Source organism: Gammaproteobacteria bacterium (assembly GCA_003696665.1).
Taxonomy (GTDB): Bacteria; Pseudomonadota; Gammaproteobacteria; order Enterobacterales.
In genome coordinates this window covers 1-14886 of record RFGJ01000139.1, presented here as the reverse complement: position 1 = coordinate 14886, position 14886 = coordinate 1, and the positions used below count along the sequence as shown (strand labels likewise).

Below are 14886 nucleotides of genomic sequence, written 5' to 3'. Positions count from 1 at the left end.
TTGGTCTCAAACGCACAGGCCGTTACGAGCGAGTCAGCTCCAGTGCGGTGGTTGGAAGAGGTTATGCACAGCCTGCATGATGAGTTCCAGAGCAAGCAGGCGCAGTTTGGCGATCCGGTGAAGCTACGCAAATTTTTTGAGGAGCGCGTCTTCAAATATTGGGCGCTTGATAAGATGGCGAGAGCCGTGGTTGGTTCAGCGTGGCGCGATATGACACCATCGCAACAGGCCCATTGGCAACGTATTTGGCAACAGACGATATTGCGTTATTTTATGATTGCCATGAAGTATTATGACGGAACACTACCAACCCTTGAAAAGTCGCCAGAATGCGTTTCTGCCCAACGTTGTTGGGTGCGCAGTCACATCGAGATTTCTGGCCATAAAACGGTGGACCTGGACTTCTTCTTGGTGAAAAGACGGGATCAGCAGTGGAAAATTGCAGATATCCGAGTGGCAGGCATTAGCCTGGTATTGCATAAACGTGGTGAAAATCTCGCTGTTATTAGAACCAAGGGCATTGACTCGCTACTTGCGATATCGGAAAAGAAGAATCAAAAAGCGCTTGGTGATGTAAGTGGTTAGCATCGGCATGAATGATTCGGCAAGTTCCTGGTATGTACTGCATTCGCGTCCTAGACAAGAAACACGTGCCGTTGAACATTTAACGCGCCAGGGCTATCACATCTATTATCCGACCATTCAGGTTCGAAAAAAACGTCGAGGCAAGGTCGTTGAAGTCACCGAAGCCTTGTTCCCTCGCTATCTATTTATCGAGTTAGGCACCCAGGATAATTGGACGAGTGTCCGTTCAACACGAGGCGTGGCAGATTTTGTTCGTTTTGGCGGGGTGCCGGCGCGCGTGCCGGAGGCGCTCATCGACGAAATACGTTTGCGACTAGGCGACAAACAGACTTCCGAGCGTTTAAGTAATTTACCAAAAGCTGGTGACCGCGTACGTTTACGTGCGGGCCAATTCGCTGACATCGAAGGGATCCTTGCCGAAACAGATGGCGAGAAGCGTTGTATTGTGCTCATCGAATTGCTTGGTCGCACCCATAAAATTGAATCATCGTTTGACGAACTGGAAAAACCGGATTAAGAGATTGGCATGAAAAACACAAATGAAGTCATTGCAATCATTGGCCTCGGCTACGTTGGTCTGCCGCTGGCAACTTATTTTGGGATGCATCGTCCGACCATTGGTTACGACATCAATGCTAAACGCGTCCGAGAGTTGCAGGCTTTTCATGATCACACAGGTGAGGTGTCGAGCGACTTATTGCGCGAGGCCAAGCAGTTAATGATTACGGATGATCCGGATAGCCTTGCGAATTGCACGATTTTTATTGTCACAGTCCCTACGCCAATTGATGTGCATAAGCGCCCTGATCTTGGTCCCTTGAAACAGGCAAGTAGGCTGGTTGGAAGGTATCTCAAAAAAGGTGACTTAGTCATTTATGAGTCCACTGTATATCCGGGCGCGACGGAAGAGGATTGCGTCCCTGTACTGGAAGAAGTATCGGGGCTCCGGTTCAATCAAGACTTTTTCGTCGGCTATTCGCCAGAGCGTGTGAATCCGGGGGACCCTAAACGCAAGCTCCCTGACATTTGCAAGGTGACTTCTGGTTCGACGCCAGAAGTGGCTGAAAAAGTAGATGCTTTGTATCGAGAGATTATTCGGGCCGGGACACACAAAGTTTCGTCCATCAAAGTGGCTGAGGCAGCGAAAATCATTGAAAACACACAGCGTGATGTGAATATCGCCCTGATAAACGAATTCGCCCTCATTTTTAACAAGATGGGCATTGATACGGAAGAAGTATTGGAAGCGGCCGGGACCAAGTGGAATTTTTTGCCATTCCGCCCCGGATTGGTTGGTGGGCATTGTATCGGCGTGGATCCGTATTATTTGTCTCACAAGGCGCAAATGCTTGACTATCACCCAGACATTCTCATGGCTGCCCGGCGTCTTAATGATGGCATGGCGAATTATGTTGCCCAACGGCTTGTTTTGACTATGGCCTCACGAGGACTGGTGGTCAAAGGCGCTGCGGTTTTGGTCTTGGGGCTGACATTCAAAGAGAATTGCCCAGATCTGCGAAACACCAAGGTCATTGATTTGGTGCGGACACTAGAAAAGTACCATATGAAGGTTGATGTTCATGACCCGTGGGCAGATAAAGCTGTGGCTAAGGACGAACTTGGTGTGACACTGATAGATGATTGGTCGGCCAATAAATACCACGCGATAGTGCTCGCTGTCGGGCATGCCCAATATCGAAGCTTGTCAGTTGAGCAACTTCGTCACTGCCTTGCTCCGGATGGGCTAGTGTACGACTTGAAATACGTCTTGCCACGTGATGCTGCCGATTTGAGGCTGTGATCCTAGATGATCGGTACACCGCTTTTAAATAGCGTCGACTGTCCTTTTTCGCTATGGCTCGGGGAAATGCCACAGACGAACACCGTGGGTATTGCGGCTGGGCAGTTGAAGATGGCACTTGAAATGTCGCAAGCGCTCAAGAAGGCGCGCGATAACCTTGATTGGCTGTCAAACGCGACTATCCAGAAGATTTTAGGGTATGCACAAAAGCGACCACTCTGGATCATCGGCATTGGCGGCTCAATTATTGCCTCAATGATGGTGCTTGATGCTTTTCCGCACCATCCTCGCCGCGAAATTCGTTTTATTGCATCGCTTGATGGGGCGGATGCCGCAGAAGCGTTAAAATCCGTTCGCGCCGATAATCCGCCAGTCGTTGTCGTCATATCAAAAAGTTTGCGTACTCTGGATACCATAGTGAACTGGCGCTATGTCACGGAAGTATTAACTCAGAGGAACATCGCCTTTGATCATTTTGTCGTGACGGCAGATCCAGCTCAGGCCGCTCATAAAGGATTCGCTCCTGATCAGATTATGATCATCCCAGAGGCTTTGAGCGGGCGGTATTCCTTTTGGAGCCCAGTGGCAATACCAGTGATTGCCACTTTGGGGGCCGACTTCTATCGTCAACTCGTCGATGGTGCTCGATTAGTCGATAACGCAATGCATGCTTCTGGAAGCAATCCGGTCAAGCAAGCACTTGAGCAAATCTCAGCACTCGATTGCTTTCGCATTGCTGAGGAAGACATGCGCGCTTGGGCAGTGTTGCCAGCGACAACTTTGTTAAAGGGATTGCCGGATTATTGGCAGCAATTGGTAATGGAAGGGCTTGGTAAAACAACTGATAGCCGCCCGACGGCGCCTGTGGTTTGGGGGGACATTGGTCCAAATGCACAGCATTCCTTTTTTCAGTTCATTTACCAAGGGACTCAGCCTGTAATATCGGAGTTCTTTGTCTGGCCGAGCGCATCTCAGGCTCAAGTATTGCCTAATCAAGGGATGGAAACGCTACATGCATTCCTACATTATTATTTGCTTAAGCGCGGTAAGGCGAATCAAAGGCATTGCGCACGATTGTTTTTCTTAAAGGAGTACTCCCCAAAAGCGCTCGGCACCTTAATGGCCTTCATGGAATATCGAACGTTGTTATTGGCAGCGATATGGGGGCTTGATCCCTTCACTCAACCTGGCGTTGAGGAAGGTAAAAGGTTGGCCCAAGAGATTCTTGCGAGTGTGCCATCCGGTGAGCTGTCATTTTGTCGAGAAGAAGATTTTTTTGCGTTATTCGATAAATTCAATGAGCTAAATCATGAAAAAGATTGAGTGGACCCTAACTAAACGTCAATTGTGCGACGTAGAACTGATTCTTAATGGTGGTTTCTCACCGTTAGACGGATTCGTCGGCCAGCAGGACTATGAAAGCATATTGAATGAGATGAGGCTGGCCACTGGTGCGCTCTGGCCAATCCCAATTGTGCTTGACGTCTCTGAGGATGTTGCGCCGGAATGTGGTGACATTATGATTCTCAAAGATGGCGAAGGGATTCCAGTGGCAGAGCTCCAAGTATCAGATGTTTGGCAACCGGAGCTCAAACATGAAGCGGAAGCAGTGTACGGCACAATTGATAAAACGCATCCTGGTGTCCATTATCTGTTCCATCAGTCATTTCCAATCTATGTTGGCGGGAAGCTCAAAGCGTTAAAGCCAATTCGCCATTATGATTTCGTAGAGCATCGACATTCGCCAGATGCTTTAAAAGCCATGTTTGCTGAACGCGGCTGGAAGCGTATTGTGGCCTTTCAAACACGCAATCCCATGCACCGAGCGCACGTTGCATTGACCCAGCGAGCTGCAGCAAAAGCCAACGCTAATTTACTAATCCATCCAGTCGTTGGCATGACAAAGCCTGGCGACATTGACCATTTTTGCCGAGTGAGGTGCTACGAGGCAGTGTTAAAGCGTTTTCCAGAACAGACCACGATGTTGTCGCTTCTTCCACTCGCAATGCGTATGGCAGGGCCCCGCGAAGCGCTTTGGCATGCAATGATTCGCAAGAATTACGGGTGCACACACTTCATTGTAGGACGAGATCATGCCGGACCAGGAAAAGACACAGCCGGTAGGCCTTTTTATGGTCCATACGATGCGCAAAATCTTGTCCAAAAGTATGCCGACGAAATTGAGATCGAGATGGTTCCCTTCAGGGAGATGGTGTATGTCAGCAGTCGAGCGGAATATCGGCCTGTGGACGAAGTGACTGAAGACGATCAAATAGAGTCCATCTCAGGCACTGAGTTTCGCCGTCGTCTACAAAATGACTTGCCAATCCCGGAATGGTTCTCCTATCCGGAGGTGGTGAAAGAATTGCGGCGAACAATTCGGCCGAGAGCCAGGCAAGGTTATACAGTCTTTTTTACCGGCCTTTCCGGGGCAGGGAAATCGACACTGGCCAATGCACTGATGCAGAAATTGCTGGAGATTGGCGGAAGGAGTGTAACGCTTTTGGACGGAGATATTGTTCGTCAGAACCTTTCTAGTGAACTCGGCTTTTCAAAAGCACATCGTGATCTCAACATTCGTCGCATTGGCTTTGTCGCCGCAGAGATCACCAAAGCGGGGGGAGTTGCGATTTGTGCACCCATCGCCCCTTATCGTGAAACACGTCGTGCTGTTCGAAAGATGGTCTCCGAGTATGGCGGTTTTGTCGAAGTCTATGTTTCAACCCCGCTTGAAGTGTGTGAGGCGAGGGACCCTAAAGGATTATATGCAAAAGCTCGCGCTGGCCTTATTAAGCAATTTACCGGCATCGATGATCCGTACGAAGCGCCGGAGTCGCCTGAGCTGAGTATTGATACGTCACAAGAGACGGTTTTGGAGTCGGTGCAAAGAATCATTTTGCACCTTGAATCAGAAGGATACATTTCAGCCTGAGCGAGTTAGTATGCAAGAGTTGCTTGCGTTGGTAGTTGAACAATCCAGGGGGTGGTTTCCAGAGACTCGACGCGCGTCTGTATCAGTTCCTGGGCGCGTGTTAATCACTGGCGCGGCTGGCAGCATCGGGTGTCTATTGGCACGCTCGTTATGCAAAGTCGGTTTGGAAGTGGTTGCACTTGACTGGGATGAACAACGGCTTTATCGGCTGACACAAACTCTTGAAGGTATTGAGCCGGTGCTTGCTGATGTGCACAGTACCGAAAGGTGGCGTGCTTATCTTGAAGGCTGTCAGTGGGTGATCCATTGTGCGGCATACAAAGATGTGCCATTTCTTGAATCTCAACCAGCCGCGGCGTGGCGCAATAACGTCATATCGACAGAAAAACTGTTGAACGCATGCGCGCAACATGGTGTTCCAAACATTCTGCACATCTCGACAGACAAATCGGTCGAGCCCGTAAGCTGGCTCGGTTTGAGCAAGTGGGCTTCGGAGCAACTGGTCGTTGAATACATGCGCGCCACTGAGGCCAATGTCGCAGTGCTGAGACTTTGCAATGTGCTTGCAAGTCGAGGCAGCGTTTTGCGTCTTTGGGCAGAAAATCCTGGCCAATGCGTGATAACCGACCCAAACGCTCGGCGCTGGTATGTGCATCCCGATGTTGTAGCAAGTACTGTTTTGTCATGGGTCGCACAGCCCCAAAAAGGCATTTTACTTTCGCCAACTGCTGTTGAGCGCTCAGTCGGAGCATTATGGCAATTCTTTCAAGACTGTTGTCGGCAACTAAATATTCAAGCCAAACACGTTGCGCTACAAAAATTAAGGCAGGGCGAGAAACTGTCAGAACGACTGCACTGGGCTTTTGAGTCACCGATACGCATTGGGCATTTCGATGTCATAACACCTTGGGTGAGCGAGCCGGTGCCGGCGGAAGTATACCCTGAAAAGGACGAGGTGCAGAGCTGTATTCAGCGTTGGAGGAGACGCAATGAGTCAGATTTATGAACTTATATTGGGTTCGAATCCTGTACTGATATCGATGCCGCATGACGGATTTCAAATACCCGAATCAATTGCGAGCCATATGACGGAGGAGGGGAGAAGTTCTCGCGATACGGATTGGTATGTCTCACGGCTTTATCAATTTGCGCAATATCTCGGCTGTTACATGATTCGACCGTTCTATTCCCGCTATGTGATCGATTTAAACCGACCGGTCGATGACGCTCCGTTGTATCCGGGTATGGACACAACCGGCCTGGTTCCCTTGGACAGTTTTCGAAAAAAACCTTTGTATCTACCAAACCAGGAACCTGACGCCGCAGAGCGGCAAGCGCGTATTAACGCCTATTGGCAACCGTACCATCAGGCATTGTCGGACACTCTTGCGGAAATCCGGTCGAAATTTGGGGTTGCCGTGCTATTTGAAGCCCACTCCATAGCCTCGGAGGTGCCAAGATTTTTTGAGGGACGTCTGCCTGATCTCAATTTTGGCAATAATGATGGCCAAAGTTGTGAGCGCAGCTTATTAACAGCCATCGCCTCAGTTCCGACCAGCGAGTTTTCTACGGTGTTTAACGGGCGTTTTAAAGGTGGCTATATTACAAGGCACTATGGGAAGCCAGAGCAAAACATACATGCGGTACAACTTGAACTTTCGTGGCGGACATACCTAGATGAATCCGAGATTCAATGGAACGGACATAAAGCCAAACGCGTCCAGCCGATACTTGAAGCTGTGATTGGCAAAGTGATTGAGTGGGCAAATAACAAAGCCCGCTAAGCGGGCTTTGTTATCGTGCACGGGCGTACTTTGGCAGTTAACTCGATTTTTTGGCCGCTGCAATACGCTCACGTGCGAGTTCGTCTGCGATAAAATTGGTTGGACGACCAGTTTTATCTGACGTTTCAAATATTTGCATCAAAGTATTATAAATTTCGTCAACTTTTCGTAATGCCTTTTCCCTGTCGTAGTTCTCTTCGAACGATACATTGATGATGCCCCCAGCGTTGATCACATAATCAGGGGCGTAAAGAATGCCACGCCGCTTGAGCACCTCACCGTGACGATCCTCGGCCAATTGGTTATTGGCGGCACCAGCCACAATCGATGCTTTTAGGCGGGGAATGGTGTCATCGTTAATTGTGGCACCAAGTGCACAAGGCGCATAAACGTCTACATCCTGTGCATAAATGTCGTTCACGTCAACAGGTGTGGCCCCAAACTCATTGACCACACGGTCGACGGATTCTTTATTGATATCGCATACGACCAGTTGTGCGCCTTCTTCAGCCAAGTGACGGCACAGATAATACCCAACATGACCAACACCTTGCACGGCAACACGAATGCCTTCGAGGCTATCGCGACCTAGCCGATGCTTGACGGCCGCTTGCATCCCTCGATAAACGCCATAAGCTGTCACAGGTGACGGGTCACCACTTTTTCCTTCAAGTCCGAGAACGTGACGCGTCTCTTTGTTGACGATAGCCATGTCGTCTGGCGTGATGCCAACATCTTCCGCCGTGATATATTTGCCGCCAAGGCTCTCTACAAATCGACCAAACGCGCGGAAAAGCGCTTCAGACTTCATGGTTTTAGGATTGCCAATGATGACAGATTTGCCACCACCCATTGCCAAGCCGGCCATGGCATTTTTATACGACATCCCTCTTGAAAGCCTCAGCGCATCCACCAAGGCACCTTCGTCAGTGTTATATTCCCACATGCGGCAACCGCCGACGGCTGGCCCCAAGTTGGTGTTGTGAATACAGATAATGGCCTTAAGCCCGGAATCAGGGTCGCTGCAAAAAACGATTTGTTCGTGATCATCGTAGGCTCTCAGATTGAACACAGCCATAGATCTCTCCTCGTATTAGGGCGCAGCAGTGGCGCCGGTTATCAATTCAATTCAAACTTAATGCCTTGTGCCAGCGTCGGCTTTTCGCCCCAGAAAATCGTGTTCGTTTGGCGACGCATATATGCCTTCCAAGCATCGGAGCCTGCTTCACGGCCGCCACCTGTGAGTTTCTCGCCACCAAACGCACCACCAATTTCGGCGCCAGATGTGCCGATATTAACGTTGGCAATGCCGCAATCACTGCCAGCAGCCGACAAGAATTTCTCGGCGTGACGAATGTCATTGGTGAAAATCGCCGAGCTGAGGCCATGCGCGGCGTCATTTTGTTTGGCTATGGCCTCATCAATGGTTTCAAAGCCCATCACGTACAAAATAGGGGCGAAAGTTTCTTTTTGGACCGCCTCAAAATGATTCTCTGCACGGATGATAGTTGGCTCGACAAAATGACCCGGGCCATCAATTCTCTTGCCGCCGTAGAGCAATTGACCGCCTTCTTGTAGCGCCTTTTCAATGGCCTGCTCATAATTTTTGACAGCAGTCTCGTCGATGAGAGGGCCCATAAGTGTCTTGGGATCCAGCGGATCACCAATCCTCACCTGTTTGTAAGCATCGACAAGCTGACGACAGACATCATCAATAATGCTGTTATGCACAATCAGGCGCCGCGTCGTTGTACAACGCTGCCCAGCGGTGCCAACGGCGCCAAAGACAATGGCTGGCATGGCGATATTGAGATCAGCAGTCGTGTCCACTATCACTGCATTGTTACCAGAAAGCTCCAGAAGGGATTTGCCCATTCTTTCAGCGACCTTAACGCCAACCATCCGTCCAACTTCTGAGGAGCCGGTGAAACTTAGTTTGTCGACACGCTTATCTTCGATAAACCGATGCGCCAGCTTGTTTTCGGCAGTATCGATGAACAAGTGGAAAATGCCCGGATATCCGGCGCGTTCCATAGCGCGATTGCATATGTGTTGCACGGCAATCGCAGTCAGTGGCGTTTTGGGACTTGGCTTCCATACTGTAATGTTACCGCAAATGGCTGCAATGAAAGCATTCCATGACCAGACGGCCACAGGAAAGTTAAACGCAGACATCACGCCGCAGACACCCAGCGGATGCCACTGCTCATACATACGGTGCTCCGGGCGTTCAGAATGCATGGTCTTGCCATACAGCATTCGTGACTGGCCAACGGCAAAGTCGGCCATGTCAATCATCTCTTGAACTTCTCCATCGCCTTCCGCCTTAATTTTTCCCATCTCAAGCGTCACAAGGCTGCCTAGGGCATCCTTGTAACGACGCAATTCCTCACCCATTAGACGGACAAGTTCACCGCGTTTAGGGGCAGGCACCATGCGCCACCAGTCGGCCGCTTCTCGTGCCGCTTGCATCACCCGCTCATAATCTTCCTCGTTGCTTGCATAGACGCTGGCAATCCGCTCGCCTGTGGCAGGATTGACCGAGTGAATGAGAGGCCGGTCGGTGGCTTCGACCCAGCGATCTCCAGCGCCAAAATTGGTACCGAAGTTAACGTCTTTAATGCCGAGTTCGCTTAAAAAATCCATAGGTTACACCCGTTTTCTTGAAGTATTGTCAATTCGTTGGCAAGTCGGCCAAACATAAATTTTGGGCGCAACAATACCACCGTAGGCCACTGATGCCAAGTCTGACCAACGTCAAAAAGACGCTTATTTGACCTGGGTCTAACTGGCGACTTGTGCATTAACGTTTCGCAGATGTTGAACTCGTGGCCGGATTGGTTTACAACGTTCGCATGAATTTAGGTTGTCCCTGGGGACCCATATTTCAAATCATTGGGGAGAATGTGAATGTCTGAGGAAATACGCTCGGCTGAAGATGCCAAGCGATGGAATCAACAACAATACGCAGAAGCGTTGCGTTATTGTCAACGCAACCAACTGTCAGTGGCTGAATTCGATAAACAGAACAGTCGCGTCTTGCCGCCAGTGCTCGCCGTTTGGAAGGTGAAACTGGCAGGCAAGACACCACAAAGCGTTTGGATTATTGGTGGAAAAGTGATGATGGACCATGCGGATGCATCGGTTGCGACGAATGCCAGAGAAGTACTCCAGTATTTTTCTTTGGCGTGGCAATTGAAAGCCGAGCGACTTCGCCAGCAACTCGAGGCTGATCAGCATGGTTTGCTTGATAGAGAAGCGCAAGAAAAAATCATCAATACCCTGATCACTAAAGCCGAGTCTTTATATGAGTTGTATCGCGACGATAGTCTGTGGGGTGACATGTGATTGTTTATGGCTTGCGCGGATCGGACGTTAATGGTTACATTGTCGAAGATAATGATCAAAACTCAATAAAAAGAGTTGTGCACACTTAAGGTACGTCAATTATGACTGGAAAACGCTTGGTAAAGACATTGCTACACGTAACTGCAATGGCATGCTTTTTCATGTCAAGCGCAGTGTTCGCTGCCTCGGCCGATGATATCAAGACGGCTGTTCTAAAAGACGGCAGTGTATTGATGCTCAATGGCCTTGGAAAGGCCAAACAGCTGTCAGATGATTTTTATATCGGAGCACTTTATTTGCCTCGCCCTATTCGGAGTGCGGATGGTATTGCTTCTTATACTGGCCCAAAGCGGATGGAAATTCGCATCGTGGCGAAGCGGGTATCAGGTCGCCGCTTAAATCAATACTGGAAGGATGCTATTACCATTAATAACGACAAATCGATCTGGCAACCTCAGGTGCGGGATGTTTTGGCCTTCGCCAATTTGTTCAAAAAGCATAATTTAACAACAGGCGACACGATTGATATTGATTACCTTCCCGGAGAAGGCACGCTCGTCTACGTCAATGGATATCGCATTGGTCGTTTTAGCAGTGGCGCCCTATATAGCCTTATTTTGAACACGTGGATTGGCCCTCGCCCTCCTAGCAGCGCTTTTAAGATTGGCATCATGGGCGGAAACGATAGTAAAACGCAGCTTAAGCTACAGGAAGAGTTTCTGTCATTGTCGCCCAGCGACAAACGGATCAAGGCCGCTAAGGCTTGGTCGGAGGAAATCGCCGCCGAGCGTGCCAGGGCCTTGGCAAAGCGTTCGCCCAAAGTGAAAAGCAAAGAAAAACGAGCAGATCAAACTACGTCTGAAAAGAAAGTAGCAAAGGCAGCTAAAAAAGAAGGGGCGGAAGCTCAGTCATCGAAAGTCAAAAATGTTGGTGTTGGTAAACAAGCCAAGAATTCAAAGAAAAAAGAAGTGGCGAAAGAGAAGGGTGAGCAGCGTAATAATACCAACGACAAAAAAGACAAGGCGACTGAAGAAGCTGTGCGGCTAGCATTGGCGCAAGCAGAAGCAGAGCGTAAAAAGTTGGAAGAAGAGCGTAAAAAGCAAGAGGCTGCGCGCCTGAAAGCATTGAAGATTGTCAAAGCGCGTTCCGAATATGAAGATAAGCTGCGTGCAGCGATAAGGAGCCATCTTTCCTATCCTATTCAGGATATGCTGAGAAATCGCAAGTACCGTCGGATGCTTGAGAAGGGGCAAATGCGGTCAGAGGGAGTGATATGGTTGCTTGTGGGGCGTGACGGCTCTGTGCAATCCACGCGGATTGAAGAGTCCACGGGCATTAGCTTGTTAGACAAAGCGGCGATTCGTGCTGTGGAAAAATCGGACCCTTTGCCTGCGATGCCCCAAATACTGCCTGAAGAGTCATTCGAATTACTGGTGAGAGTCGAGTTTGTTTCTCCCGCATTAAACTAGTCATCACGTCAACGAATAATGCGGACCATCAGGTCCTTTTTTTATAACCGGATGTTACGTCGTAAGGAATTATTGGGCTATGAATAAAGTTCTTGTGCTCGGTGCCGGCATGGTATCAAAGCCACTCGTGGATCATTTGGCACGCAAAGGATACGACCTTACGGTGGCCAGTCATATTTTGGCCGAAGCCACTGCTTTAGCACAGCCGTATTCAAACGTTCGCGCCGTTGAGGCGGATGTTACGGATGCCAGTCATCTGGCACGTCTTATCAAGGACGTAGATATCGTCGCAAGTTTTGTGCCGTTCACTTTTCACGATCTAGTGGCAGACATTTGTTTGGCAAACAAACGACACCTGGTGACGGCAAGTTATCAGAGCGATCACATACGTGGGCTTGACGCTGACGCACGTCGTCAAGGGCTTTTGTTTCTGTCTGAAATGGGATTCGATCCAGGCATCGATCACATGTCAGCCATGAAAGTTATCGACGAAGTCCACGCGCAAAATGGGACCATTGAAGCCTTTGTGTCTTGGGGCGCGGGACTGCCACATCCCGATTGTGCCAACAATCCTTTTAAGTACAAGTTCTCTTGGGCACCTAAAGGAGTTCTTTTAGCACTCAAGAACAAGGCGCGCTTTCGTATCGAAGAACAAGAAATTGAGGTGCCTGAAGGACAACTCGTCAACACACGTTGGCCAACTTGGACAACGGACAATGAAGAGTACGAGGGGTACCCGAATCGAGATTCCTTAGTCTACGAACACGTTTACGGTTTAACCGGAATTCCAACGTTGTTGCGAGGAACATTGAGATACCGCGGGTTTCTGGAATTGATGAATGAAGCGTATCAGTATGGCCTCTTTGAGGATGACGGAGCGATTGGTCACACCGATTGGCGCAAATATTTCGAAAGTCGAGGCATACCTAATTTCCGTAAGCAACTTAGCCAAGGACTGGCATGGCTGTTTGACGAACCAGACGTGGTGGATGGATTTGAACAGTGCTCAGCAATTGATGCGTTTTGTGCGCAGTTGAAAAATAAATTGTTTTATTCCGGCGGTGAGCGAGACATGGCGATGCTCGTACATAAATTTGTCATTAAGCAGGCGAATGGCGAGTACCGCCAACACCTTTCCTTGTTTAAAGCTTTCGGCGAGCCCTACGGCGACACGGCCATGGCAAGGGCGGTGGGGCTTCCAGCAGCCATCGCCATCGATTTGTTGAGCCAAAATAAGTTAACAGCCAGAGGGTCGGTTATCCCGGTCAGTCACGAATTTTATGAGCAAGTTCTCCCAGAATTGGCTAAACTTGGTCTAGCGTGTACGGAAACCACCGTCAATGACGTCCCAAGAACGGTCTTTTTGCGGGAATTGAACTACGCTGTGAACAAAGGGTAAGCGCCAGAAGGAGAATCAATGCTGATTTGGCTGTTCGGCATAGTGATAGGTGTGGGCATCACCCTCGCTGTTGTTGTTTGGAAAAGCCGAAGAAAAGGCGATGTTGACCATGCCACCGAGGACTTGGAAGCGTGGGTCCGCACCAGCAATTTTCCATTGCTACTCCTGCAAAAAAACGGTCGTATTTCAGCCGCATCGGCAATCTGCACCAAGTTGTTGAATCAATCTCGGTCATTAGTCGGTCACGATTTTGGTGAATTTGTTCGCCAAGAAGAACGGGCGTCTTTGCAAGCATATCTAGCTGATCCTGCAGCGCCGCTCTATTGCGTTGATTTGTCCATACGAGGGGGACGCAAACGGCGAAAACACTCCTCGACAAATCATTGGTACGCACTTCTCGATTCAGTGAATGATGGGCACCAATACATTGCGGTGCTAATAGACCATAGTCCCAATGAACGCTTGATGGAGCATTTTCAATCACAGCTTTCCGTGTATCAGAAGCTTATTGAGCGTCTTGGTGACGGTGTCATCCTGGAGAAAGATGGCCAAATTCTTCTCGCTAACCAGGCAGTTCGAAAACTTTTCCGAATCCCAGACAAGTATGACCTGAGGAATTTCGCTGACAGTCTACTTGAACAAAATGTCATGCAATTAAGGCCCCTGCAGGACGGTCATCATAGTGACCGTGACGTTGTGACGGCAGAGATAGAACTACTTCGCCATAACGGAAGTCGGTTTTTGTGTTATGTGCAGGTACAAACGCTGATGGTATTTGGTGGCCACGACAACATTCGTCTTTGGCAGTTTCGTGATATTTCTGATCAAAAGATACACGAGACCTACCTTAGGCAAAGTGCGGTTGTTTTTGAGTCCTCCAACGATGCTATCTCAATCGTAGATGCACAAAAACGGATTAAGTTGGTGAATTCCGCCTTTGTACGGACAACTGGATTTTCTGCTGACGAAGTGACGGGACGAAAAGCAACACTGCTGGGTGCAGGGCAGAGCGACATCAAACGTTTGGAGAAGATTTGGAAGATTGCCGAGCAGGAAGGCTTCTGGCAAGGCGAAGTTTGGAAACGGCGGCGCGATGGCACACGCTATCTGGAATGGATGTCTGTGACAGCGGTGAAGAACTCAAGAGGCCTAACAGATGTTTACGTTGTTATCGCGCATGATATGACCGAGCGAAAGCAGGCTGAAGAGCGCATTCGCTATCAGGCGAATTATGACCTACTGACCAAACTTCCCAATCGAACACTTTTTATGGATAGGCTGCGGCAGGGGATTTCACGGGCAGCCAGAGATAAGTGCATGTTGGCGGTGCTGTTTATCGATCTTGACCGATTTAAGTACATCAATGATAGCTTTGGTCATAGTGTTGGCGACAAGATGCTTATTAAGGTCGCCGAATTACTGAAAGGATGCGTACGCCGTAGTGACACCATATCGCGTTTCGGGGGAGATGAATTCGCAATCATCCTGTCGCCGATCTACGGCGCTAAAAATGCCGAGCGTGTGGCAAACAATATCTTGAGAAAATTGAGCCAGCCGCTGGATTTGAA

General features: G+C 49.3%; 13 protein-coding genes. 11 read left to right on the top strand and 2 right to left on the bottom strand.

All coding sequences use genetic code 11. The features are described 5' to 3' along the window. The 7 genes from D6694_04405 to hutG are packed head-to-tail and all read left to right on the top strand — an operon-like array spanning position 1 to position 7102. Positions 1-585: an ABC transporter substrate-binding protein gene (locus D6694_04405; protein RMH45725.1), complete on the top strand. Its 585-nt coding sequence runs from the start codon at positions 1-3 to the stop codon at positions 583-585. A 7-nt stretch (positions 586-592) separates the two neighbouring features. Next, entirely contained in the window at positions 593-1102 is a 510-nt protein-coding gene (gene rfaH / locus D6694_04400; protein RMH45724.1) for a transcription/translation regulatory transformer protein RfaH, read from the top strand. 9 nt (positions 1103-1111) lie between these two features. After that, on the top strand, positions 1112-2386 hold the full coding sequence (locus tag D6694_04395; protein ID RMH45723.1) for a nucleotide sugar dehydrogenase: 1275 nt from the start codon (positions 1112-1114) through the stop codon (positions 2384-2386). A 6-nt stretch (positions 2387-2392) separates the two neighbouring features. After that, on the top strand, positions 2393-3709 hold the full coding sequence (locus D6694_04390; protein RMH45722.1) for a hypothetical protein: 1317 nt from the start codon (positions 2393-2395) through the stop codon (positions 3707-3709). Further along, positions 3696-5318: a bifunctional sulfate adenylyltransferase/adenylylsulfate kinase gene (locus tag D6694_04385; GenBank protein ID RMH45721.1), complete on the top strand. Its 1623-nt coding sequence runs from the start codon at positions 3696-3698 to the stop codon at positions 5316-5318. The genes D6694_04390 and D6694_04385 overlap by 14 nt, the downstream gene beginning before the upstream one ends. Before the next feature lie 10 nt (positions 5319-5328). After that, positions 5329-6324 (top strand): SDR family NAD(P)-dependent oxidoreductase, encoded by a 996-nt coding sequence (locus tag D6694_04380; protein ID RMH45720.1) that lies wholly within the window; start codon positions 5329-5331, stop codon positions 6322-6324. Beyond that, positions 6308-7102, top strand: a complete 795-nt coding sequence (gene hutG / locus D6694_04375) for an N-formylglutamate deformylase (protein ID RMH45719.1) — start codon at positions 6308-6310, stop codon at positions 7100-7102. The genes D6694_04380 and hutG overlap by 17 nt, the downstream gene beginning before the upstream one ends. Positions 7103-7139: 37 nt before the next feature. Here the strand turns inward: hutG and D6694_04370 are convergent, their stop codons facing one another. Further along, positions 7140-8180: a Glu/Leu/Phe/Val dehydrogenase gene (locus D6694_04370; GenBank protein RMH45718.1), complete on the bottom strand. Its 1041-nt coding sequence runs from the start codon at positions 8178-8180 to the stop codon at positions 7140-7142. Positions 8181-8221: 41 nt separating this feature from the next. Next, complete coding sequence (locus D6694_04365; GenBank protein RMH45717.1) at positions 8222-9748, bottom strand: aldehyde dehydrogenase family protein; 1527 nt, start codon at positions 9746-9748, stop codon at positions 8222-8224. Positions 9749-10012: 264 nt separating this feature from the next. Here D6694_04365 and D6694_04360 point away from each other — a divergent pair, with 264 nt between their 5' ends. The 4 genes from D6694_04360 to D6694_04345 form a co-directional block, all read left to right on the top strand. Further along, entirely contained in the window at positions 10013-10450 is a 438-nt protein-coding gene (locus D6694_04360; protein ID RMH45716.1) for a DUF4826 family protein, read from the top strand. 101 nt (positions 10451-10551) lie between these two features. Beyond that, on the top strand, positions 10552-11919 hold the full coding sequence (locus D6694_04355; GenBank protein ID RMH45715.1) for a TonB family protein: 1368 nt from the start codon (positions 10552-10554) through the stop codon (positions 11917-11919). 79 nt (positions 11920-11998) lie between these two features. After that, on the top strand, positions 11999-13318 hold the full coding sequence (locus D6694_04350; protein RMH45714.1) for a saccharopine dehydrogenase: 1320 nt from the start codon (positions 11999-12001) through the stop codon (positions 13316-13318). An 18-nt stretch (positions 13319-13336) separates the two neighbouring features. Then, positions 13337-14886: diguanylate cyclase (locus D6694_04345; GenBank protein ID RMH45713.1), on the top strand; the 1550-nt coding region annotated here is incomplete at its 3' end.

Excerpts from the sequence above, each read along its gene's own strand:
- D6694_04360 (RMH45716.1), top strand. The coding sequence starts at position 10,013 with ATGTCTGAGGAAATACGCTCGGCTGAAGATGCCAAGCGATGGAATCAA.
- D6694_04350 (RMH45714.1), top strand. The coding sequence starts at position 11,999 with ATGAATAAAGTTCTTGTGCTCGGTGCCGGCATGGTATCAAAGCCACTC.
- D6694_04370 (RMH45718.1), bottom strand. The coding sequence starts at position 8,180 with ATGGCTGTGTTCAATCTGAGAGCCTACGATGATCACGAACAAATCGTT.
- D6694_04385 (RMH45721.1), top strand. The coding sequence starts at position 3,696 with ATGAAAAAGATTGAGTGGACCCTAACTAAACGTCAATTGTGCGACGTA.
- D6694_04355 (RMH45715.1), top strand. The coding sequence starts at position 10,552 with ATGACTGGAAAACGCTTGGTAAAGACATTGCTACACGTAACTGCAATG.
- D6694_04380 (RMH45720.1), top strand. The coding sequence starts at position 5,329 with ATGCAAGAGTTGCTTGCGTTGGTAGTTGAACAATCCAGGGGGTGGTTT.
- D6694_04395 (RMH45723.1), top strand. The coding sequence starts at position 1,112 with ATGAAAAACACAAATGAAGTCATTGCAATCATTGGCCTCGGCTACGTT.
- D6694_04365 (RMH45717.1), bottom strand. The coding sequence starts at position 9,748 with ATGGATTTTTTAAGCGAACTCGGCATTAAAGACGTTAACTTCGGTACC.
- rfaH (RMH45724.1), top strand. The coding sequence starts at position 593 with ATGAATGATTCGGCAAGTTCCTGGTATGTACTGCATTCGCGTCCTAGA.
- D6694_04390 (RMH45722.1), top strand. The coding sequence starts at position 2,393 with ATGATCGGTACACCGCTTTTAAATAGCGTCGACTGTCCTTTTTCGCTA.
- hutG (RMH45719.1), top strand. The coding sequence starts at position 6,308 with ATGAGTCAGATTTATGAACTTATATTGGGTTCGAATCCTGTACTGATA.